At 72.3% G+C, this 19,332-nt stretch carries 21 protein-coding genes and 1 tRNA gene; 11 read left to right on the plus strand and 11 right to left on the minus strand.

What is annotated here, in order from left to right; genetic code table 11:
* Nucleotides 1–312 precede the first annotated feature (312 nt).
* Nucleotides 313–948: a DUF1062 domain-containing protein gene (locus ACFZAU_RS29355; RefSeq protein ID WP_500554611.1), complete on the plus strand. Its 636-nt coding sequence runs from the start codon at nucleotides 313–315 to the stop codon at nucleotides 946–948.
* 93 nt (nucleotides 949–1,041) lie between these two features.
* On the opposite strand, the gene ACFZAU_RS29360 is transcribed toward ACFZAU_RS29355, so the two are convergent.
* Nucleotides 1,042–2,262, minus strand: coding sequence for a HEAT repeat domain-containing protein (locus tag ACFZAU_RS29360; RefSeq protein ID WP_500554612.1), 1,221 nt, complete (start codon nucleotides 2,260–2,262; stop codon nucleotides 1,042–1,044).
* Between the two features lie 114 nt (nucleotides 2,263–2,376).
* Here ACFZAU_RS29360 and ACFZAU_RS29365 point away from each other — a divergent pair, with 114 nt between their 5' ends.
* The 3 genes from ACFZAU_RS29365 (at nucleotide 2,377) to ACFZAU_RS29375 (ending at nucleotide 3,524) form a co-directional block, all read left to right on the plus strand.
* On the plus strand, nucleotides 2,377–2,847 hold the full coding sequence (locus ACFZAU_RS29365; RefSeq protein WP_500554613.1) for an SAM-dependent methyltransferase: 471 nt from the start codon (nucleotides 2,377–2,379) through the stop codon (nucleotides 2,845–2,847).
* Between the two features lie 290 nt (nucleotides 2,848–3,137).
* Nucleotides 3,138–3,428, plus strand: a complete 291-nt coding sequence (locus ACFZAU_RS29370) for a hypothetical protein (protein WP_500554614.1) — start codon at nucleotides 3,138–3,140, stop codon at nucleotides 3,426–3,428.
* A gap of 21 nt (nucleotides 3,429–3,449) precedes the next feature.
* A tRNA-Trp gene (locus tag ACFZAU_RS29375) sits at nucleotides 3,450–3,524 on the plus strand.
* A 288-nt stretch (nucleotides 3,525–3,812) separates the two neighbouring features.
* Here the strand turns inward: ACFZAU_RS29375 and ACFZAU_RS29380 are convergent.
* Together ACFZAU_RS29380 and ACFZAU_RS29385 are read right to left on the minus strand one after the other, a co-directional pair.
* On the minus strand, nucleotides 3,813–4,322 hold the full coding sequence (locus ACFZAU_RS29380; RefSeq protein ID WP_500554615.1) for a hypothetical protein: 510 nt from the start codon (nucleotides 4,320–4,322) through the stop codon (nucleotides 3,813–3,815).
* 520 nt (nucleotides 4,323–4,842) lie between these two features.
* Complete coding sequence (locus tag ACFZAU_RS29385; RefSeq protein ID WP_499611345.1) at nucleotides 4,843–5,130, minus strand: DUF1905 domain-containing protein; 288 nt, start codon at nucleotides 5,128–5,130, stop codon at nucleotides 4,843–4,845.
* 237 nt (nucleotides 5,131–5,367) lie between these two features.
* Between ACFZAU_RS29385 and ACFZAU_RS29390 the strand changes: the two genes are divergently transcribed.
* Nucleotides 5,368–6,183 (plus strand): SAM-dependent methyltransferase, encoded by an 816-nt coding sequence (locus tag ACFZAU_RS29390; RefSeq protein ID WP_500554616.1) that lies wholly within the window; start codon nucleotides 5,368–5,370, stop codon nucleotides 6,181–6,183.
* Between the two features lie 54 nt (nucleotides 6,184–6,237).
* On the opposite strand, the gene ACFZAU_RS29395 is transcribed toward ACFZAU_RS29390, so the two are convergent.
* Nucleotides 6,238–7,146: a Sco1979 family transcriptional regulator gene (locus ACFZAU_RS29395; protein WP_500554617.1), complete on the minus strand. Its 909-nt coding sequence runs from the start codon at nucleotides 7,144–7,146 to the stop codon at nucleotides 6,238–6,240.
* Nucleotides 7,147–7,235: 89 nt separating this feature from the next.
* Nucleotides 7,236–7,472 carry a DUF397 domain-containing protein gene (locus ACFZAU_RS29400; protein ID WP_499611337.1) on the minus strand — a complete coding sequence of 79 codons (237 nt, stop codon included), beginning with the start codon at nucleotides 7,470–7,472 and terminating at the stop codon, nucleotides 7,236–7,238.
* A gap of 173 nt (nucleotides 7,473–7,645) precedes the next feature.
* On the opposite strand from ACFZAU_RS29400, the gene ACFZAU_RS29405 reads away from it, so the two are divergent.
* The 3 genes from ACFZAU_RS29405 (at nucleotide 7,646) to ACFZAU_RS29415 (ending at nucleotide 10,739) form a co-directional block, all read left to right on the plus strand.
* Entirely contained in the window at nucleotides 7,646–8,107 is a 462-nt protein-coding gene (locus tag ACFZAU_RS29405) for an ATP-binding protein (RefSeq protein WP_500554618.1), read from the plus strand.
* Between the two features lie 632 nt (nucleotides 8,108–8,739).
* Nucleotides 8,740–9,699 (plus strand): 2-hydroxyacid dehydrogenase, encoded by a 960-nt coding sequence (locus tag ACFZAU_RS29410; protein WP_500554619.1) that lies wholly within the window; start codon nucleotides 8,740–8,742, stop codon nucleotides 9,697–9,699.
* A 140-nt stretch (nucleotides 9,700–9,839) separates the two neighbouring features.
* Nucleotides 9,840–10,739, plus strand: a complete 900-nt coding sequence (locus tag ACFZAU_RS29415; RefSeq protein ID WP_500554620.1) for a LysR family transcriptional regulator — start codon at nucleotides 9,840–9,842, stop codon at nucleotides 10,737–10,739.
* 7 nt (nucleotides 10,740–10,746) lie between these two features.
* Here the strand turns inward: ACFZAU_RS29415 and ACFZAU_RS29420 are convergent, their stop codons facing one another.
* Nucleotides 10,747–11,382 (minus strand): CGNR zinc finger domain-containing protein, encoded by a 636-nt coding sequence (locus ACFZAU_RS29420; RefSeq protein WP_500554621.1) that lies wholly within the window; start codon nucleotides 11,380–11,382, stop codon nucleotides 10,747–10,749.
* Between the two features lie 60 nt (nucleotides 11,383–11,442).
* Between ACFZAU_RS29420 and ACFZAU_RS29425 the strand changes: the two genes are divergently transcribed.
* Together ACFZAU_RS29425 and ACFZAU_RS29430 are read left to right on the plus strand one after the other, a co-directional pair.
* Nucleotides 11,443–12,375: a 2-dehydropantoate 2-reductase gene (locus ACFZAU_RS29425; protein ID WP_500554622.1), complete on the plus strand. Its 933-nt coding sequence runs from the start codon at nucleotides 11,443–11,445 to the stop codon at nucleotides 12,373–12,375.
* 115 nt (nucleotides 12,376–12,490) lie between these two features.
* Nucleotides 12,491–12,751 (plus strand): acyl carrier protein, encoded by a 261-nt coding sequence (locus ACFZAU_RS29430; protein WP_499611320.1) that lies wholly within the window; start codon nucleotides 12,491–12,493, stop codon nucleotides 12,749–12,751.
* Between the two features lie 102 nt (nucleotides 12,752–12,853).
* Here the strand turns inward: ACFZAU_RS29430 and ACFZAU_RS29435 are convergent, their stop codons facing one another.
* The 3 genes from ACFZAU_RS29435 to ACFZAU_RS29445 all read right to left on the minus strand — a co-directional run bounded on the left by ACFZAU_RS29435 (nucleotide 12,854) and on the right by ACFZAU_RS29445 (nucleotide 16,635).
* Nucleotides 12,854–13,645 carry a class I SAM-dependent DNA methyltransferase gene (locus ACFZAU_RS29435; RefSeq protein WP_500554623.1) on the minus strand — a complete coding sequence of 264 codons (792 nt, stop codon included), beginning with the start codon at nucleotides 13,643–13,645 and terminating at the stop codon, nucleotides 12,854–12,856.
* Nucleotides 13,646–13,803: 158 nt separating this feature from the next.
* Nucleotides 13,804–15,207 carry a Si-specific NAD(P)(+) transhydrogenase gene (sthA, locus tag ACFZAU_RS29440; RefSeq protein WP_500554624.1) on the minus strand — a complete coding sequence of 468 codons (1,404 nt, stop codon included), beginning with the start codon at nucleotides 15,205–15,207 and terminating at the stop codon, nucleotides 13,804–13,806.
* A 183-nt stretch (nucleotides 15,208–15,390) separates the two neighbouring features.
* Nucleotides 15,391–16,635 carry a glycoside hydrolase 5 family protein gene (locus ACFZAU_RS29445; protein ID WP_500554625.1) on the minus strand — a complete coding sequence of 415 codons (1,245 nt, stop codon included), beginning with the start codon at nucleotides 16,633–16,635 and terminating at the stop codon, nucleotides 15,391–15,393.
* Between the two features lie 444 nt (nucleotides 16,636–17,079).
* On the opposite strand from ACFZAU_RS29445, the gene ACFZAU_RS29450 reads away from it, so the two are divergent.
* Complete coding sequence (locus ACFZAU_RS29450; RefSeq protein WP_500554626.1) at nucleotides 17,080–18,108, plus strand: LacI family DNA-binding transcriptional regulator; 1,029 nt, start codon at nucleotides 17,080–17,082, stop codon at nucleotides 18,106–18,108.
* Nucleotides 18,109–18,133: 25 nt separating this feature from the next.
* Here the strand turns inward: ACFZAU_RS29450 and ACFZAU_RS29455 are convergent, their stop codons facing one another.
* The gene (locus ACFZAU_RS29455) at nucleotides 18,134–18,646 is read right to left on the minus strand and encodes a hypothetical protein (protein ID WP_500554627.1); all 513 of its coding nucleotides are present in this window, start codon (nucleotides 18,644–18,646) and stop codon (nucleotides 18,134–18,136) included.
* A 152-nt stretch (nucleotides 18,647–18,798) separates the two neighbouring features.
* Nucleotides 18,799–19,284, minus strand: a complete 486-nt coding sequence (locus ACFZAU_RS29460; protein WP_500460136.1) for a winged helix-turn-helix transcriptional regulator — start codon at nucleotides 19,282–19,284, stop codon at nucleotides 18,799–18,801.
* Between the last annotated feature and the right edge of the window lie 48 nt (nucleotides 19,285–19,332).

Below are 19,332 nucleotides of genomic sequence, written 5' to 3' on the forward strand. Positions count from 1 at the left end.
CGCCCATCATCTCCGGCATGGATCTGTGACCAGTGGCGCATGTGCGGAACGAGGACGGGTCGAGTCACTCCCCGTCCCGCTCCGCCATACCGCTCGAAGCCCGCACCGCGTGACCGACGCGGCCTGCGGGCTTCTTCACGCGACGTGATCCACGACGTCGCGCCGGCCGGCGTGCCGCGTTCCGCGGCGCCGGCCGTACGCCACTGATTCCGGAAGGCATCCCACAACGCCGCACGGCGAAGCGCGATGCCTCCCGCGCATGCCCTGGAGCCCGCCGAAGCCATGAGTCGATCCCGTATCCGCAGTACCCGTGTGCCCGCTGACGCCGGCGGCGTCGTCGACGTCGACATCGACCGGAAAGCCCTGTGGGTGGTCCGGGAACTCGGTCTGCCCGCCGTCCTCAAGGCGTGCGTCTCGTGCAGGTCCACGCGTCACCGTCCCACCGGGAAGATCCGCGTGAACGCCAACGGCAAACTCCTCGACGTCTGGTTGCTGATCTGCTGCGAGCTGTGCGGCCGTACGTCGAAGCTCCCCGTCCACGAGCGCGTCCACGTGCAGGCGCTCGACAGCGAGCGGCTGCTGATGTTCGAGAACAACGACCCGGCCATGGTGCGCCGACTGGTGATGGACGGGGCGCCGGCCGGCAGGGCCTCGTACCGGCTCGACTGGAGCGGCACTTGGGAGCTGGAGACCGACATGCCGTTCCATGAGACCGACCCTGAACTCCCGGTGCCGCTCGAGGTCTTTGTCAGGTTCGAACTCCCCGCGCCCATCCGGGTCGAGAGGCTCCTCACGGCCGGCTTCGGCCTGAGCCGGTCCACCGTGCGCGGCATGGCCGCGTCCGGGCGGCTGCGCCTGCCGGGCGCCGTGGACGCCAGGGTCCGGGAGGACTTCACCTTCTGCGTCGTCCCGCCCACGCGGGCCGGAGGCGCGCGGGTGAGCGACTGACCCCGGGGCCCCGCCGAACGGAGCCGCCTCTGCCGGGGGAGGAGGAAGAGGCGGCCTCCGGTCCGGTCCGTGCGGAGGCTGCCTGCCGTCGGTCTACCGGCCGGGCCGGACGATCCCCGCGTAGAGGCGCAGTTCGGAGGGTCCGGTCGGCACCTTCCATCGGCGGAGCGCGTCCTTCGCACCGTCCGGCCACGCGGTCGCCTCCTGCTCGGCGACGAAACGCACGACACGTTGCTGCGCCTCGCTCAGGTCGCCGAAGGACTGCGGCGGTTCGGCGGGATCACCCGGGAAGACCAGGGTGAACAGCGTCTGCGCCGTGTAGTACCTGTCCTGGAACCCTTCGCGGCCCGTGCAGCCGGCCAGGCCGGTCAGCATGGCATCGACCGCCCGGAGCGGCGGGGCCTCGGACGTTCCGGACGCTTCGGCCAGGGCCATCGCCGCGAGGCCGATGTAGGAGCCGCTCAGGAACGACATGGTCCCGGTCTTCCCGGGCGGCCGGGCGGAGGCTTCCGTCAGTGCGTCGACCACGTCCGGGCCGGCGATGCCGAACCGGGTCAGCGCGAAGGCGGAGGCCCAACGGAGCTCGGCGACCGGGCTGTCCAGGTGGCGCCCGATGAAGGGGACGGCCGCGGGCTCGCCGAGCAGTCCGAGGGCGACCAGGCCGGTCGCCGCCGCTCCCGGTGAGCGTTCATCGGCGACGAACGCCTTCAGGAGCGGTACCGACGTGGCGGCGGACTCGGGGAACCATGCCAGCAGGTTCGCCGTCCCGGCCCGCAGTTCGGGGCTGTCGGAGGCGAGCAGGACGGAGAGCGCTGGAAGCGCTTCCCGGACGGCGTCGTAGCAACGCACCACCGATTCGGCGGCGCTGAGGATGTGCTCCCAGGTCTCCGCACGGTCCTGGCGCTGCTCATCGTCCGCCGCCTTGCCGATCCAACGGGCCCAGTTGTCGGCCTCGCCGCGCAGGTTCTCCAGTTCGGCGCGGTCCTCCGCGGGGTCGTACCCGTTCGGCAGGTGGTTGTTGTCCAGTCCGATCGCGATGGCGCCCAGCAGTCCGACCATCCGGTGCCTGCCGGTGATCCTCGGGTCGAGCGCCATCCGCACGAGGAACGGAACGGTGTGCACCGCGGCCTGCGAGCGTGTGCCCTGGTGCACGATGCGGCCGGCGAGCAGCACATGTGGTGGGTACGGGCCCTCCCACACCCCGGCCTGCATGGCCCGGAGGTGTCCGGGGACGTCGTCCGCCGCGCCGTAGGAGTGCCACAACCGGGACCAGGGCACGTCGTACAGGCCGGCGAGAGGATCGTCTTCCGTCACGGCAGCAGATCCTGGCACACCGGGATCTCCCCCTGCGGTCCGGATGCCCGGCTGGGCCCGGTCGGTCGTCCCGACGCCGGCGCGGGCGGGGAGCGGCGGGGATAGCCTCGGGCCATGCCGAGCTTCGAGATCACCCCGATAGGCACGGTCAGCAACGACCGGACGGACGTGCAGCACACCGACAACTGGGGTGCCGTCCGCAGCACCATCACCGTCGACGAGCGCTTCGGCGAGGCATGCCTCCAGGGCCTGGAGGGCTTCTCCCACGTGGACGTCCTCTTCGTCTTCGACCGCTTCCCGGAGGACGGTGATGACCACCGCGAACCCCGCCCCTACCGCGGCCGTTCCGACCTGCCGCCCGTCGGTGTCTTCGCCGGGCGCGGCCCCCGCAGACCGAACCGCATCGGGGTGACGTCCTGCGCCATCGAGTCCGTCCGCGGTCGCGAACTGACGGTGGTGGGCCTCGACGCGGTCTCGGGCACCCCGGTCATCGACCTGAAGCCGACGATGCGGGAGTTCCGCCCGGAGAACGTCGAGCAGCCCGAAAGGGTCGGCCGCCTGATGTCGGAGTACTTCAAGCCCTGAGGTGCCGGGGCCGCGTTCTCATCGTGCCGGGTAGGCGGGGCATCCGGGGTCGCGGGAGCGCCACGCGCCCGGCGGCCGGCTCAGGCCGTGAGCGAGAAGCCATGTCGTGGCCCCGGCCAGGCCGCGTGCCGAGTCGAGGGGGGAGTGGTGGGAGCGCGAGGTCTCGGCGACGGTGTGCCCGCCGCAGTCCGGCTCGCGCTCGCACGGCACACCGACCTCCGCCTCGACCTCCCACGGCGGACCCTGGCGCCGATCCCAGAGGCAGCGCGCCTCGGGACGTACAGCCGCGCATGGAAGGAGACCTCGGGCACCTCGACGGAGCCGAAGACCCCAGCGAGCGGGAAGCCGTCGAGGCGGCGGAACTCCAGGCCGCCGCCGGTGCGACCGGCCTCGACGCCGAGGTGCCGGGCCAGTCGGCGGACGTGTTCATCGGCCTCGGCCAGTGCCGCGCGTACGGCGCCGGCGGCCTCCGGATCGGGGAACACCCAGTGCACATCGCCCCGGCCGAGCGGGATGGCTTCCTCCACGGGCACGAGTCTGACAGCCGCCCCGGAAAATGCGTGGCCTGTCCGTCGCCGTAGGTGCCAAGGTGGAGCCACCGAAGGGACGTAGCTCAGCCCGGCCAGAGCAGCGGACTCCAAACCCGCACGCCGCAGGTTCAAATCCTGCCGCCCCTGCAGACGATGACGCGGCCCCAGCCCGGGGACCTGGGTGGGCCTGGTTCCTGCCGCTCCAGGAATTCGGGGGCACCCTCTTCGAAGATCGTCTGCTCGCTCGATGCTCGCTCGAAGTGGCGGCTCGCCAGGGAGTTGATGGGGCGGCCGACAAGCTCCTCAACGGTTGTCGGCATCCGGGCCGTGGCGGAGATCGTCCGCGTCCGCGCCGGGCAGGACCGCAGGTGATACCCGGCCCCTTGGGGACGCGAGACCCAGGGCTGGCCTGCCCCAACGACTCCTGGGCGGGAGTCAGTCGTCGATGACGAACGTGAGGGACCACAACTCGAATTCAAACCCGGTTTTGCGGTTTTGGGCATAAGTCCTCACGTAAAGTTCCTCGTCTCCCATTTCGGTGCCAATTGCGCCGTTGGTCACGAGAATTTTCTGCGTGATGCTGTGCGGCTGTGATCGCGCGGTGGGGAATGCCGGCTTTGATGCGGTGCTCGCGATGAAGTCGTCGTAGATGTTGTCGTTCTCCCATAGCTCCACCCAAGTCTTGTATGTGTTTTGCGCCGCAACATCTGACGCGGTGTAGCTAAGACTCCACTTGGCTGTCACCTCCCACCATTCGCCGGTCGACTTCCGTACGGTGAGCCCCACGGAGGTGAGCTTTGCAGCGGGGAGCGCCAGGTCGACTGCGGTCCCGGCCGCTGCTGCCTCTTCAGTTGTACGAGGCGTTGCAGCTGCTGATGCCGCGGGAAAGCTCCCCATCAGCGTCAGTATCGCCGCTGTAGCTACGAGCGTCTTTCGATTTCGCATGGTGACCTACCTCGGCAAGTGCCGGCCGATCAGCTTGACCAGGGGAGTCCATGGCGACACCCCCATTGCTGTAGCGGTACCGCATGTTTCCGCCGACCTCCCGCATCTCGGGTGGCGATCCACAACGCTGGGGAAGTTGACGAATGAAATGCATTCGGGGCAGTCGCAATGTCGGGGTGCGTCCGCGATTGCGCGATTCAATCTCAGGATATCCCTGGTCTCGGAAAACGCTAAGCGCTACCGACTCTGACCGGAGAGGAGTGCTCAGGGTCTACAGACTCGGGCCGGCCCGCCGGGCACCGCACCCTGTGTCGTCCCGTGGCCCTGGGGCCGCGCTACGTCCGTCAGATGCTGGGGCCGCCACATGCCTCTCTGAGGACGAATGGTCAGGCAGCCTGCGTCACCTGAGCGCGTGTCACGTCGGCTCACCGGCCCAACAGTTGTCGGTACTCCGCAGTCCGCCGCTCGCCGGCGGGCTCGTCCCTCGGGGGCCCCGCTGGAGGGCGTCGCCCAGGGGACGTCAGAGCCGGACCGTCATCTCCACGGTCACGTCGTCCCCGGCGGTGATGCCCTGGGGCCGGCGCACGGCGGCCTTCAGCGGCAGCAGGTAGCCGCCGTCCTTGGGGAAGAGCGAGGTCGTGAAGGCGGTGTCGCCGATGCGGGCCTCCACCGGGATGACGCCCCAGCCGTAGGTGGCCATCGCGGCCACCTCGCGGATGTGGGCGCACTCCTCGTCCGGCACGGCCGCGAAGTAGTACGGCGCGGGCCCGCGCCACTCGATCACGCGGCCGGCGAAGACGAGCTCCATGGGGTCGGTCCTCTTCCTGGAGGGCGGCGAGACCGCCCCAGCGTACCGACGGGTCCCGGAAGCGGGGGGATTGGTCCGTTTCCGTGGTGACTGATGGCGTTTCAGGAGCCGGACGGGGTGGCGATCAATTTCACTTCCCCTGGGTGAAAGCGCAGGGCAACAGGGTGACTTGAGCCTAGAATGGAGGCTCCGCGATCACCCCGCGTCCAGGGCGTGGGCAGGACTGTGAGGGACCGGATGAGCCAGGAGCGAGAGCCGCTGCCGACCGCGATCGACACCGGGATTCCCAGCGTCGCCCGGATGTACGACTTCCTGCTCGGCGGCAAGGACAACTACGCCGTCGACCGCGAGGCCTCCGAGGAGCTGCTCAAGGTCGTCCCGAGCACGAAGGAGCTCGCGGTCAACAACCGCAGGTTCCTGCAGCGCGTCGTGGGCGTGCTCGCCCGCGAGTACGGGATACGCCAGTTCCTGGACCACGGGTCCGGCCTCCCGACGCAGGACAACGTCCACCAGGTCGCCCAGCGCGTCGACCCGGCCGCGCGCGTGGTCTACGTCGACAACGACCCGATCGTGCTGGCGCACGGCCGCGCGCTGCTGGAGGAGAACGAGAACACGGCCGTCATCCAGGCCGACTTCCGTGACACCGACGGCATCTTCGGCAACCCGGAGGTGGAGCGGCTGATCGACTTCGGTCAGCCGGTGGCGGCCCTGTTCGTCTCGGTGATGCACTGCATCCCCGACGAGGACGACCCCGCAGCCCTGGTCAGGCGCGTCGCGGAGCGACTGGCGCCGGGCAGCTTCCTGGTGGTGTGCCAGCTGGTCAGCGAGGACAAGTCGGTGCGCGACTTCGTCACCGAGTTCATGGACGCCAGCACCCAGGGCAACTGGGGCCGGGTGCGTCAGGAGGCGGACGTCCACCGCTTCCTCGACGGCCTGGAGATCCTCGAGCCGGGACTGGTCGAGGTGTCCACGTGGCGACCCGACACCGATCTGGCACCTCGTCAGGCCACCCAGGAGTGGATCGAGTTCGGCGGGGTCGGCCGCAAGGCCTGAGTCACGCGACGGTCCCGGGCCGGCAGGGCCGGCCCGGGGGGCGTCCGCGTCGGCTCACGACAGCTGCTTGAGGAAGTCCCCGAGGAATTCCGGCGTGCGGACCGGCGGCTCGGCCTCGGCGCTGAGGCGGTCCATCACGGCCAGGTAGTTGTCGACGTCGTCCTGCTTGTCCAGGTACAGCGAGCTGGTGAGCTGCTCCAGGTAGACGATGTCGGGCAGGTCCGGTTCGAGGAAACGCAGGATCGTCACCGGACCGCCCGCGGTGGCCAGACCGCCGACGCTGAACGGCGCGACCTGCAACGTCACGTTGGGCAGCGCGGCCGCCTCGATGAGCCGCTCCAGCTGGCGCGACATCACCTCCGTGCCGCCCAGCGGACGGCGCAGCGCCGCCTCGTCCACCACCGCCCACAGCCTCGGCGGGTTGGCCCCGTGCAGCAGGTGCTGGCGCTCCATGCGCAGCGCGACCCGGCGCTCGACCTCGACCCCGGACGCCCTGGGGTGCCCGAGCCGGATGACGGCGCGGGCGTACTCCTCGGTCTGCAGCAGACCGGGGACGAACTGCACCTCGTACGTACGGATGACGGACGCGGCCTCCTCCAGGCCCACGAGCGTCTCGAACCAGCCGGGGAGCACATCGGCGTAGCGGTGCCACCAGCCGGGCGTGTTGGCGTTCCGGGCGAGCTTGAGGAAGTCCGCGCGCTCGGTCTCGTCGGTCACGTCGTACAGGGTCAGGAGGTCGGCGACGTCGCGCTCCTTGTAGCCGACGCGGCCCAGTTCGAGGCGGCTGATCTTGGCGTGGGAGCCGCGGATCGCGTCACCCGCCGCTTCGCGGGTGATGCCCCGGGACTCCCTCAGCCTCCGCAACTGGGTGCCGAGCACGATGCGCAGCACCGTCGGACCACCGCGCGGGTGCTCCAGGTACTGCCTTATCGACGGTTCGTTGCTCGGCCGCGTCGCGGTCATGCCGGCTCCCGTGGTGACTGGGCGAACCGCCAGTGTCTCACCGAGTGGCGCCCGAATACAGCCGCATCCCATGGCATGCCGACGTTTTGTCAGTCCGTCATGTCGTCGAAGTCCCCGTCCTTGACGCCCCCGAGGAAGGCCTCGATCTCCGCGCGCGTGTAGATGAGCGCAGGTCCGCCCGGGTGGCGGGAGTTGCGCATCGCGAAGCCCCCGCCGGGCAGCGCCGCCAGCTCGACGCAGTTGCCGCTGGGGTTGCTCCGGCCGCTCTTCCTCCAGACCGCGCCCTCGATGTCGGTGGCCGGTACGCCGTTGTCGAACTCCCGCATGGCTACGCCTCCTTGACGGGCCATCTGCACGTGCAGATGCACGTGCAGATGTACTTACCCTTGCACTTACGACTGTAATTGCAGATGTGCTTGCACGGGTAGGGATCCGACGGGGATAGTGGTGGACGCAGACAGCACCGCGCCCCCCGCCCGACAGCTCTGCGGAGTTCCCGATGACCACGCATCCGGTGATCCCCCTCGACCTGTGTCTGACCGAGGACTCAGGGTCACGCTTCGCCGCGTGCGGCCTGAGCGGCGACCTCCATGCCGCAGGTTCCGCACGGCAGTTCACGCGTGCCACCCTGAGCAACTGGGGGATGCTCGCGATCGTCGACACCGCCTCGATCGTGGTGTCGGAGATGCTGACCAACGCCGTCCGCTACGGCCTCGACGACGCGGCGTACGAACCGCTGTCCAGCCGGCCGGTCTGGCTGGGGCTGCTCCGCCGCGACGAGTCCGTGCTCTGCACGGTCGCCGACCCGGGGTCGGGTATCCCGGTGGTGAAGGAGCCGGACTGGTTCGCCGAGACGGGGCGGGGACTGCACATCATCGACTCGCTCAGCGAGTCCTGGGGGTGGACACCGCCCGACGAGGCGGGCAAGTCCGTCTGGGCGCTGATCTCCGCGCCCATGTGACTTCCGCCCGGCGGTGTCGCGCAGTACGGACGCCGTGGGACGGGGGAACGGGGGCCGGAAACGCCGCGGCGGGGCACCGGGGGGATGCCTCGCCGCGGCCGGACGGCCGCTCGCCCGGCGCGTCGCGGGGCCCGGCGCGCTCGCGCCCCTGCGGCGACTCCCCGATGAGGCCCCGGCACCCCTTGCGGCCCCGCACCGGTGCGGGATGGGGGCCTCGGGCGGGACCGCCGGGATCGTGTGTGACGCGTTTGACAGCGCGGCGTCCTCCCGGCCGGGGCGTGGGCGCGGGGGAGGACCCCTGTGCGCCCGGTTTCCGCGGTCGGCGGGGACCGGCCGAGCGGTGCCGGGACCTCGATTCCGGCTGCCGTGCCGTGACCCCGGCTTTGCCTTTCCCGGCAGAGGAATTCACCTCCCGTTGACGCACCGCCATTTCCGGCCGCCCTCCGCCCGATTGTGTTGCCGGGGCGTGTGCTAGCGTTTTTGTGGTTCACGTGTGACAACGATGTCAGACGCTCCGGGCCCACGGACGTGATCCGTCCGCGATGGAAAAGCCCCTGCTCGGCAGGGTGGCCCTCCCGGGGCGCGGCGTGGCACGCCCGTTCTCCGAGTTCCACAGAAAAGCACTGCGAATCATGCAAGAAAGCCACGCGGTCTGGCTCCCGTACCGGTCCGGTGAATTCCCCGGACCGCTGCCCGACGGCCTCTCGTACCATTTCTGGGACGGCCTTTCGGCCTTCCCCTCCGATCCCCGGGACGTGACGTTCGCCGTCGTCCCGCCCGTCCCCGCCAAGCAGCACGAGATCCTGGACCGGCTGCTGCGCGCCACCGAGCGGCTGGAGGTCCTGCAGCTCCTCAGCTCCGGGCACGACTACCTCGCCCCCTTCCTCGGGCTGCTGCCCCCCGGCACCCGCGTCGCCACCGCGAACGGCGTGCACGGCGAGGCCACGGCCGAGCTGGCGGTGACGCTGCTGCTCGCCTCCGAGCGCGGCCTCGACGACTTCACCCGCCGGCACGCCCAGGGCGAGTGGCGGCCCCGCGTCTTCCCCACGCTCTCCGGCAAGGAGGTCCTGGTCGTCGGCCAGGGCGCGGTCGGCAGGGCCGTGGCGGCCAGGCTCGCCCCGTTCGGCTGCCGGGTGGTCCGGCTGGCCCGCACCGCGCGCGACACCGCGGACGGCCACGTGCACGGGTTCGCCGAGCTGCCCGGGCTGCTCCCCTCCGCCGACGCCGTCGTGCTGTGCGCGCCCCTGACGGACGAGACCCGCGACCTGATGGACGCTCCCCGCCTCGCCCTGATGAAGGACCGGTCCGTCCTGGTCAACGTGGCCAGGGGGGAACTGGTCGACACGCAGGCGCTGGTGCGCGAGGCCGGACGGGGACGGCTGCGTGCCGCCCTGGACGTCACCGCGCCCGAGCCGCTGCCCAGCGGCCACCCGCTGTGGTACCTGCCCGGCATCCTGATCACCCCGCACGTCGGGGCCTTCACCGACGCCTTCACCCCCGCGTCCCTCGCCTTCATCACGCAGCAGCTGCACCGCTACGCGCAGGGCGAGCCCCTGGTGAACGTCCTGCCGCAACTGGCGGCCGCGCACTGAGCCGCGGCGGGCCCCCGGGACGCCTCCCGGGAGCCCGCCGGCCCGGCGCGTCACCCCCAGGGGGCGGCGCGTTCGGCCATAAGGAACCCGTACGGCCTGTCGGGGCGCCCCCGCCGTGCCGCGTTGGGTGAGATGACCGGATGGAACTGCGGGAGTTGCGGGTCTTCGTCGCCGTGGCGGAGGAGGGCGGGATGTCCGCCGCGGCACGGCGCCTGCACGTGAGCCAGTCGGCGCTGTCACAGACCGTCACCGCCCTGGAGCGGCAGCTCGGCGTCAAGCTCCTGGTGCGGTCCAGCTCCGGCGTGCGGACGACGGAGGCCGGGGCGGTGCTGCTCTCCGAGGCGCGGGCCGTGCTCGCCCGCCACGACCAGGCCGTACGGGCGATGGCGGCGATGACGGCGCACGGAGAGGGCACCCTGCGTCTGGGTGTCCCCCTGGAGCTGCCGCCCGACCTGCTGACCCCCGTGCTCACCGAGCTGTCCCGGGCCTACCCGGACACCCGGGTGCAGGCCCGTCACCTGTCCACGGCGGCCCAGCTGGAGGCGCTGCACGCGGACGAGCTCGACGTCGGCCTGGTGCGTGAGCGCCCGGCCGGGCCGGAGTTCGACGCGATGCTGGTGGTTAGGGAGAACCTGGGGGTGCTGCTGGCGGCCGAGCAGGCGGCCGAGCTCGCGGAACCGCGCGGCGTGCGCCTGGAGTCCCTGGCGGGACTGGAGTGGGTCGGCTTCCCCCGCGACGGCAGCCCCGCCTGGTGGGACGAGCTGACGGCGGTACTGCGCAGCCACGGGCTGGACGTGGGTCCCGAGACGGGCGCGGGCGATCCGCTGATCGCGGAGGTCAAGCTGGCGGCCGTGGTGACGGGACGGGCCTTCGCGCTGGCGCCGCCGAACTGGGTGCAGCCGATCCCCGCAACCGTGACGTGGTGGCCGCTGATCGGGGATCCCCTGGTCCGCAGGACGTGGGCCGTGTGGCCGTCGAGTTGCCGCCGGCGCGACCTCGGCCACTTCATCGCCGCGTTCGAGCAGCCGGCGTCGCCGTAACGGCCCGCTACCTGGGGGAGGCGGACGGGACGGCCGGCGCGGAGGCGCGCCGCCGGTGCCGGGCGGCCTTCGCGTTGTTGCCGCAGCGCTCCATGGAGCACCACTTGCGGGGCCTGCCGTTGCCGGGGTCGAGGTAGACCATGCCGCAGATCCCGGCCGCGCAGGTGCGCAGCCGGTCCCGCAGGCGCGGGTCGGTCACCAGCGCGATCAGGTCGCGGGCGACGACGGAGAGCAACTGGGCGGACGACAGCGGTTCCGTGCCGCCGTCCGGGCGCCCGTCGGGACCGAGACGGAGGCGCGGCGCCGGTGGGTCGACGCGCGCCAGGTCGTTGAGCAGACCGACGGATGCCTGCCTGGGCGCGCGGGCCTCCACGGCCGCGGTGACGACGTCGGTGGCCGCGGAGCGCAGCTCGTGGAGGGCTCCGAGCAGGGCCGTCGCGTCCTCACGCTCGCGCAGGCACAGGCCGACGCCGCGGCACCAGGCGCGGAGCCGCTCGTGATCGCCGAGCCGTTCCACGGGGGTGCTCGGGCGGCGGCCCACCGTGGCGACGAGATCGAGCGACAACGAGCCCGCGTCGAACCGCAGTTCACGGACCCTGGCCGTGACACGGGGGCGGGGGGTGGCCGCTGCGGGCTCGCTCATGTGACGATGGTAACCCTGAAGACGGTTATCAAGGCGGTCGGACCGGGAAGGGAGCACGCGATGCGCATCGCGGTCGTGGGAGCGGGCGGGGTCGGGGGCTACTTCGGCACGCGGTTCGCGGAGGCGGGCGAGGAGGTCACCTTCGTGGCCCGCGGCCGGCACCTGGAGGCGATCCGCGCGAACGGCGGCCTGGTCGTCCACAGCCCGCTGGGGGAGTTCCGGGCGCCGACCGACCGGTTCGTGCCGGACATCGGCGACCTCGGCCCCGTCGACGTCGTGCTGGTCGCGGTCAAGCTGTGGGACACCGAGGACGTCGCCGCCGGGCTGCGGGGGCTCGCCGAGGGGGGCGCACGGGTGATCTCCCTGCAGAACGGCGTCCGCAAGGACACCGTCCTGCGCCGGCACCTGCCGCACGAGGCCGTGTGGGGCGGGGTCTGCTACATCTCCGCCGTCATCGAGGAGCCCGGCGTGGTCTCCCACCGCGGCACGATGCAGAAGCTGGTCTTCGGCCCCTACGACCAGGAGGGCACCGCCCGCGCGGAGGAGTTCCGCGAGGCGTGCGAGAAGGCCGGCGTCGAGGCGGAGGTCAGTGCCGACATCGCGCGGGTGGTGTGGGAGAAGTTCGTGTTCCTCACGGCCCTGTCGGGCACCACCTCGGCCGTGCGCCAGCCGATCGGCGTCGTCCGCGCGGATCCCGCGACGCGTGGGCTGCTGCGCGACGTGATGACGGAGGCCGTCGCCGTCGGCCGGGCCGCGGGCGTCCACCTCGACGAGTCCTTCGTCGAGGGGCAGCTGGCCTTCTGCGACACTCTGCCCGCCACGATGACCTCCTCCATGCACAACGACCTGGAGCAGGGCAACCGCCTGGAACTGCCCTGGCTCAGCGGAGACGTCGCCGACCTCGGGCACGAACTGGGCGTCCCCACGCCCCGCAACCGCACGCTGGCCGACGTCCTCGCGCCCTACGCGCAGGGCCGGCCGCGCCGGCCGTGACGGTCACCGGGTACGGGTGGGGGCGGGGCCGCGCGGCCCGGCGCGCCGGTGCGGTCCTGCGCCGTTCGGCGGGGTAGACGTATCGGGCAGTCACCGCACCGGAGGGGAGAGGGACATGGCCGAGGACGTCGCCGGGATCGTGCGCAGGGTGGTCGCCGGATGCGCGGAGGTGGCACCGGAGGAGATCGGGCCGGACACGAGCTTCGCCCACCTGCGCCTGGGCGACCGGGCCAAGCAGCGGGCCGCCGACGCCGTCGAGCGCGAGGTCGGGGTGATGCTGCTGGCCGACGAGGTCGAGCGGATGGGCACGGTGGGGGACCTGGTCGAGCACGTGGCCGGCAAGCGCGCCGAGCAGGAGGCCGCGGAGGCCCCGTGACGGACGGCGGCCCCGTGACGGGCGGAGGCCCCGTGACGGGCGGAGACCGCGTGACGGACGGCGGCCGCGTGCCCCGTCCGGCACGGCCGGGGCGCCGGGCCGTCACGCGGACGGGGCGGATCCCGTGTGGACGCGGATCTTCGACTGCCCGTGGCCGCGCAGTTCCCAGTCGTCCATGAAGCGGGCCGTCAGCCGGTGCCGGGCGGCCAGTTCCACCAGCGTCTCGGTGCGGTAGTAGAAGTCCTCGCGCAGTACGTGGTGTTCCTTCCCCTCGGTCCGGTCGAACGTGAAGTCGAACCATCCGCCGGGGGCCAGGATGCGCGCCACGTTGGCCAGGCACTCGTCGATGACCTCCAGCGGCGAGTGGGAGAAGACGCTGTGCGCGTGGACCACGTCGAAGTGGCGGTCCGGGAGGAAGTCGAACGTCAGGTCGTGGGTGAGGGTGAGGTACGGCAGCTTGGACTGCAGGCCACGCTCCGCCACGGTGCGCTTGGCGGCGATCAGGATGTCGGGGGAGATGTCGATGCCGTAGTAGTGGCCGGCGTCGAGGTAGCCGATGAGGAGCCGGCCCGCGCGCAGGTTGCCGCACCCGATGTCCAGCAGCCGGTGCCGCGGCGACAGGCCGTGCTCGCGCAGGTAGTCGAACTGCATCGCGCCAAGCGCCAGCCAGCGCTCGTGGCTGCCGCTGCCGACGGCCGCCTCCGGGTCGCGCGCGGTGTCGCTCGCCATGACGGCCCGGTAGTACGCCACGTGGTCGCGGTACCGGTGGGCCAGCCGGCGGTCCCGCGCGGCCCGGCGCACGTGGGCGGCGACCCGCGTGGGGTGCCGCAGGGCGTAGCCGACCTTGTGGGTGAGGCTCGTCCGGTCGGCCCGGAGGTTCTTCCTGGTGGCCATGGCGCGTGCTCCCTCGGAGGGTCGCGGGGCGGTCTGCTTCCGTCCCCTCCCGGGAGGCTGCCACGCGGCGCCCTCGTCGTTCCCCCGCCGAACGGGTGGTGCGGATACGTGTGCGGGGCGCCCCCGGCCGGGGGCGCCCCGCACACGACGGACCCGGGTCAGCCGGTGAGGCGGTTGATCTGGCGGAGCTTGTTGGTGGCGTCGAGGGCGGCCACCTTGTACGACTCGGCGAGGGTCGGGTAGTTGAACACCGCGTCGACCAGGTAGTCGACCGTGCCGCCGCAGCCCATCACCGCCTGGCCGATGTGCAGCAGCTCCGTGGCGCCGGAGCCGAAGCAGTGGACCCCCAGCAGGGTGCGGTCCTCGGTCGACACCAGCAGCTTCAGCATGCCGTGCGAGTCGCCGATGATCTGGCCGCGGGCCAGCTCGCGGTAGCGCGAGACACCCACCTCGAAGGGCACGTTGTCGTCGGTGAGCTGGTCCTCCGTACGGCCGACGAAGCTGATCTCCGGGATCGTGTAGATGCCGATCGGCTGCAGGCCGTTCATCGCGTTCACCGGTTCGCCGCAGGCGTGGTAGGCCGCGAGTCTGCCCTGCTCCATGGAGGTGGCCGCAAGCGCCGGGAAGCCGATGACGTCGCCCACGGCGTAGATGTGCGGCACGGAGGTGCGGTAGTGCTCGTCGACGGATATCCGGCCCCGCTTGTCGGCGGCGAGGCCCGCCTTGCCGAGGTCGAGGGCGTCGGTGAGGCCCTGCCGTCCGGCCGAGTACATGACGGCGTCCGCGGGGATCTTCTTCCCGCTCTGCAGGACGGTGAGGGTGCCCGTCGGATGCCGTTCCACGGCCGCCACGGTCTCGCCGAAGCGGAAGGTGACGGCGAGGTCCCGCAGGTGGTACTTGAGCGCCTCGACGACCTCGACGTCGCAGAAGTCCAGCATCCCTTCGCGCTGTTCGACCACCGTCACCTTGCTGCCCAGCGCGGCGAACATCGAGGCGTACTCGATGCCGATGACGCCGGCGCCGACGATGACCATGGAGCGCGGCACCCGGTCCAGGCTGAGCACGCTGTCGGAGTCCATCACCGTGCGGTCGTCGAACTCCACGGTCGACGGGCGGGCCGGGCGGGTCCCGGTGGCGATGACGATGTTCTCGGCGGTCACCAGCACCTCACGGCCGGACGGGTCCTCCACGGCGACCGTGTGGTCGTCGGTGAAGCGGCCGGTCCCGGTGAGCATGGTGACGCGGTTGCGGGAGAGCTGGCTGCGGATCACGTCCACCTCGCGGCTCACCACGTGCTGGGTGCGCGCGGTGAGGTCCGCGATGGTGATGTCCTCCTTGAGGCGGTAGCTCTGGCCGTACAGGTCCCGCTGGGTGAGCCCGGTCAGGTAGAGCACGGCCTCGCGGAGCGTCTTGGACGGGATGGTGCCGGTGTGGATGGAGACCCCGCCGACCATGTCGGGGCGGTCGACGACGGCGACCCGGCGGCCCAGCTTGGCCGCGGCGATGGCGGCCTTCTGGCCACCCGGGCCGGATCCGATGACGAGCAGGTCGAATTCGGTCACCGGACGAGTCTGTCAGGCCACCGCGTCCCCGGGAATGGGCTGTCGGCGATGAGCCCGGGGAGCGTCCCCGAGCCCCCCGGCACGGGTACGGGACCCGTGCCCGGGGGCCCGCCGGGGGACGGGGCACACGGGGGTCCGGCCGTCCGGGCGCCTGGCGGTATGGGCGCCTGGCGGTCCGGACGTTCAGCGGACCTGGGCGGGCGTGACGACCTCGGTGATGCCGCGGGCGGCCAGGTGCGCCGCGTCCGCGGCCCGGTCGGCGAGGACCAGGGCGGGCCGTGCGCCCTGGGCGGTCAGTTCCGCCCACGCCTCGAACACCTCGCCGCCGGGGGCGCAGCCGGCCCGCCGGGGGGCCGTGACGCTGTCGCCCACGTCCACGACGAGTGCGGTGGTCCGGGGCGGCGGCGCGTAGCCGCGCTCGCGCAGCTCCGCCACGGCGCGGGCCACGGCGGTCCCGGCCGGCTTGACCTCGCGGTCGTTGGTGAGCAGGCCGAGGGTGTACTCGAGTTCGGGGAAGTCGGCGAGCGAGCGGGCGACGTCGTGCGAGCACCACCAGGTCACCCCCCACACGTCGGCGCAGTCCAGGGCGCCCGCGATCGTGGCGGTGGCGAACGCCGCCGCGTGCTCGGGGGGCACCACCGGCGCGGGGGCGCCGACCTCCTGCAGCCAGACCGGCCGGTGGGGGTCGGTCGCCCAGGCCTTGGACAGCTCGATCATGTACGCCGCGTGGTGCTCGGTGGCGACGCCCGCGTGGCCGTGGCGCTGCGCGGTGCCGTTGAAGACCCAGGAGTGGACCGCCGTCGCGAAGCCGAGCCGGGCGGCCTGCGCGGGCGTGAAGGCGTGGTCGTCCTGGTACCAGGCGGCGTCGTACTCGGCGTGCAGGTGGAGCCTGCCGGGGGCGCCGCGCTCGCACGCGTCGAGCATCAGGCGCAGCCAGGCCTCCGCCTCGGCGGGACCGATGGGGTCGGGGTCCGGGTGCGGCGGGCCGGAGAACTGGTTGATCTCGTTGCCGACGGTCATGCCCAGGAAGTTGGGCCGGTCGGCGAGCGCGGCGGCGAGGGTCCGCAGGTACTCCGCCTCGGCGGCGACGACGTCCGGGTCGGTGAAGATGTTCCTGCGGTGCCAGGTGGCCGTCCAGGAGGGCAGGAAGTCGAAGCTCGACAGGTGGCCCTGCAGGCCGTCCACGTTGACGTCCAGGCCGTGTTCGGCCGCGGCGTCGACCAGCGCGACCAGCTGCTCCACGGCGCGCGGCCGGATCAGGGTGCGGTTGGGCTGGAAGAGCGGCCACAGGGGGAAGACCCGTACGTGGTCCAGGCCGAGGCGGGCGATGCCGTCCAGGTCGGCGCGGACGGCGTCGAGGTCGAAGTCGAGCCAGTGGTGGAACCAGCCCTGGCTGGGCGTGTAGTTGACGCCGAAGCGCGGTGTCATGGCGGTTCCCGTGTTCGTACGAGCTGGGGCGGGCGCGCGGCGGCGGAACCGGTGGTCGCGGGGCGGTCGGGGGTGTCCGTCCCGTGATCGGCGCGGCTGGGGGAGTCGCCGCCGGCGCCCACGACAAGGTGACATCGCGCCCCGGGAAAGTCAACTCGCTCCCGACATGCGCCCCTTGAGGTGGAGAAGGCCCAGGTCAGCCGCGTGCGAACGGAATTCGGCCAACAGCACTAATGCGCTTTAGGAGCCTTCCGCTCAAGCGCTTTAGCGCTCCGCCCTCCCGGCCGGGGGATACTGGTCTGCGTACCGCGCCCGCCCGGGGCCCGGCGCGCACCACGTCAGGCGGACGATCCGAGGGGGCCCACGATCGCGGCGCACGAGCCACCGGTGGAGCCGCCGCCCGCTGCCCGGACCGGGCGGCGTGCGCCCGCCCGGCGCCCCACGATGAAGGACATCGCCCGGCGGGCCGGCGTCTCCGAGAGCGCCGTCTCCTTCGCCCTCAACGACCGCCCGGGCGTGTCCGAGACCACCCGCCGGCGCGTGCGCCGGGTCGCCGACCAGCTCGGCTGGCGGGCCAGCACCGCCGCGCGGGCCCTGTCGGGCGAGGGCGCCGCGACGGTGGGTCTGGTGCTCGCCCGTCCGGCCAGCTCACTGGGCGTCGAGTCGTTCCTCCTCCAACTCGTCTCGGGCATCCAGGAGGTGCTGTCCGAACGCCACCTCGGCCTGCTCTTCCGGGTGGTGGCGGGCGCCGAGGAGGAGTGCGCGGTCTACCGCAGCTGGTGGGCCGAGCAGCGGGTCGACGGGGTCATCGTGGTGGACCCGCGGATCGGCGACCCCCGGACCGTACTGCTGGACTCCCTGGGCCTGCCCGCGGTGGTGGTCGGCGCCCGGGACGTGGACCTCGAGCCGCAGGTGCCCGTTCCGTACCCGGTGATCTCCAGCGTCCGGGTGGACGACGCGGCCGCCATGGGTGCGATCGTCGAGCACCTCGCGGGGCTGGGCCACCGCCGTGTGGTGCACGTCGCGGGCCTGGCCGGGCTGGCGCACACCACGCGCCGCATCGCCTCCCTGCGGGCGGGGGCCGCGCGGCTGGGGCTGCCCGGTGTCCGCTCGGTCACCACCGACTACTCCGAGGGCCAGGGCGCCGACGCCACCCGTCTCGCGCTCGGCGGGCCCGAACCGCCCACGGCGATCATCTACGACAACGACGTGATGGCGGTCGCCGGCGCCGGCGTGGCCCTCGGCCTGGGCCTGTCCGTACCGCGCGACCTGTCGGTCGTCGCCTGGGAGGACTCGGTGCTCTGCCGGGCCACCCACCCGCGCCTGACCGCCCTGGACCGCGACGCGACGGCCTTCGGCCGGCGCGCGGCGGAGGAACTGGTCCGCCTGCTCGGCGGGCGCCCGGCCCGCGACGTGGCCCAGCCGACCCCGCGACTCGTCGTCCGCGGCAGCACGGCGCCTCCGTGCGGCTGAGCCCCCGGCCGGGCACGTCGAGAGGTCAGTCTCCGGATATCCCGAAGAAGCCGACGTGCGTGGGTTCTCCGTGCGAGTGGAGGAGCACGTAGTGCCCGGTCCAGCGCAGCTCCTGCTCGTCGAGCAGGGTCAGGCCCTCGGCTCCGCGCGACCTGCGCGGCCTGGGGGAGGAGGGGGCCTTGGCGCGCGCCATGGCGTCCTCGAACTGCTGTGGGGTCGGCTCCGCCGTCCCGAAGTGGTGTACCAGCCTTTCGGAACGCAGCGGACGCAGCGTGCAGTAGTCCCAGTCGCCCCTGCCTGGACCCGTGGGTGTGCCGACGATGCGGCGGACGTCCAGTATCGAGTGGGTGCCCGACTCCTCGACGGACTCGTCGGCGTAGAGCGCCGCTCGATCGCTGTACTGCTCGTCGTCGGCGTAGAGCTCCTGGAAGACCTGCTCGTGCAGGGCTTCGAGCGTGGCCTCGATGCTCCCTCGGTACGAAGTGACGTAGTCCCAGCCGGTGGCGCCCATCGCCTGTCTCCGATCGTCGGCGATCATCCCGTCTCACGGTAGGGCGACGGTCTGACAGCGGGCCTGGTCCCCCCACACCCGGAGCGGCCGCTCGAGAGCCGTGGTCCTCGCGGCTCGCTCCGGTCCGCGTGGCGGCCGGGCCGCCACGGGCCGGTGTGCGCCGTGCGGCGCGGGTGCGCTCAGGCCGTCGCGTTCGCGGTGGGGCGGGGCCGGGCGCTCGGGCCCGGGGTGCGGTCGACCTCTTCCGGGGCCTGGATCACATGGCCCTCGTCGCAGACCAGGCGGGCCCGTACGGGTGCGCCGCAGTCGTGGTGGGTGGCCAGCAGCGCGGGGCCCTCGGGGTCGGCGAGGTACTTGTCGCCCCACTGCCGCAGCGACGTGAGCAGCGGGTAGAGGTCGCGGCCCTTGTCCGTGAGCACGTACTCCGACCGGCGCCGCGCGCCGGGCTCCTGATACGTGCGCAGTTCGAGGAGCCCCTGGCCGACCAGCCCGCCGAGCCGGTCCGCGAGCACCGAACGGGAGACACCGAGGTGGTCCTGCAGGTCGCTGAAGCGCCTGATCCCGCGGGTGACGTCGCGAAGGATCAGCAACACCCAGGACTGGCCGACGAGCCCCACGGCCCGGCCGACGGAGCAGTTCGAGGGGTCCTGGTCGAGGTATTCCATGGTCGGATCCTACCTGAGTCCTGCGATAGAACTCAGGCGTGGTAGCGT

The sequence above is a fragment of the Streptomyces sp. NPDC008238 genome, from assembly GCF_042956445.1.
Taxonomy (GTDB): domain Bacteria; phylum Actinomycetota; class Actinomycetes; order Streptomycetales; family Streptomycetaceae; genus Actinacidiphila.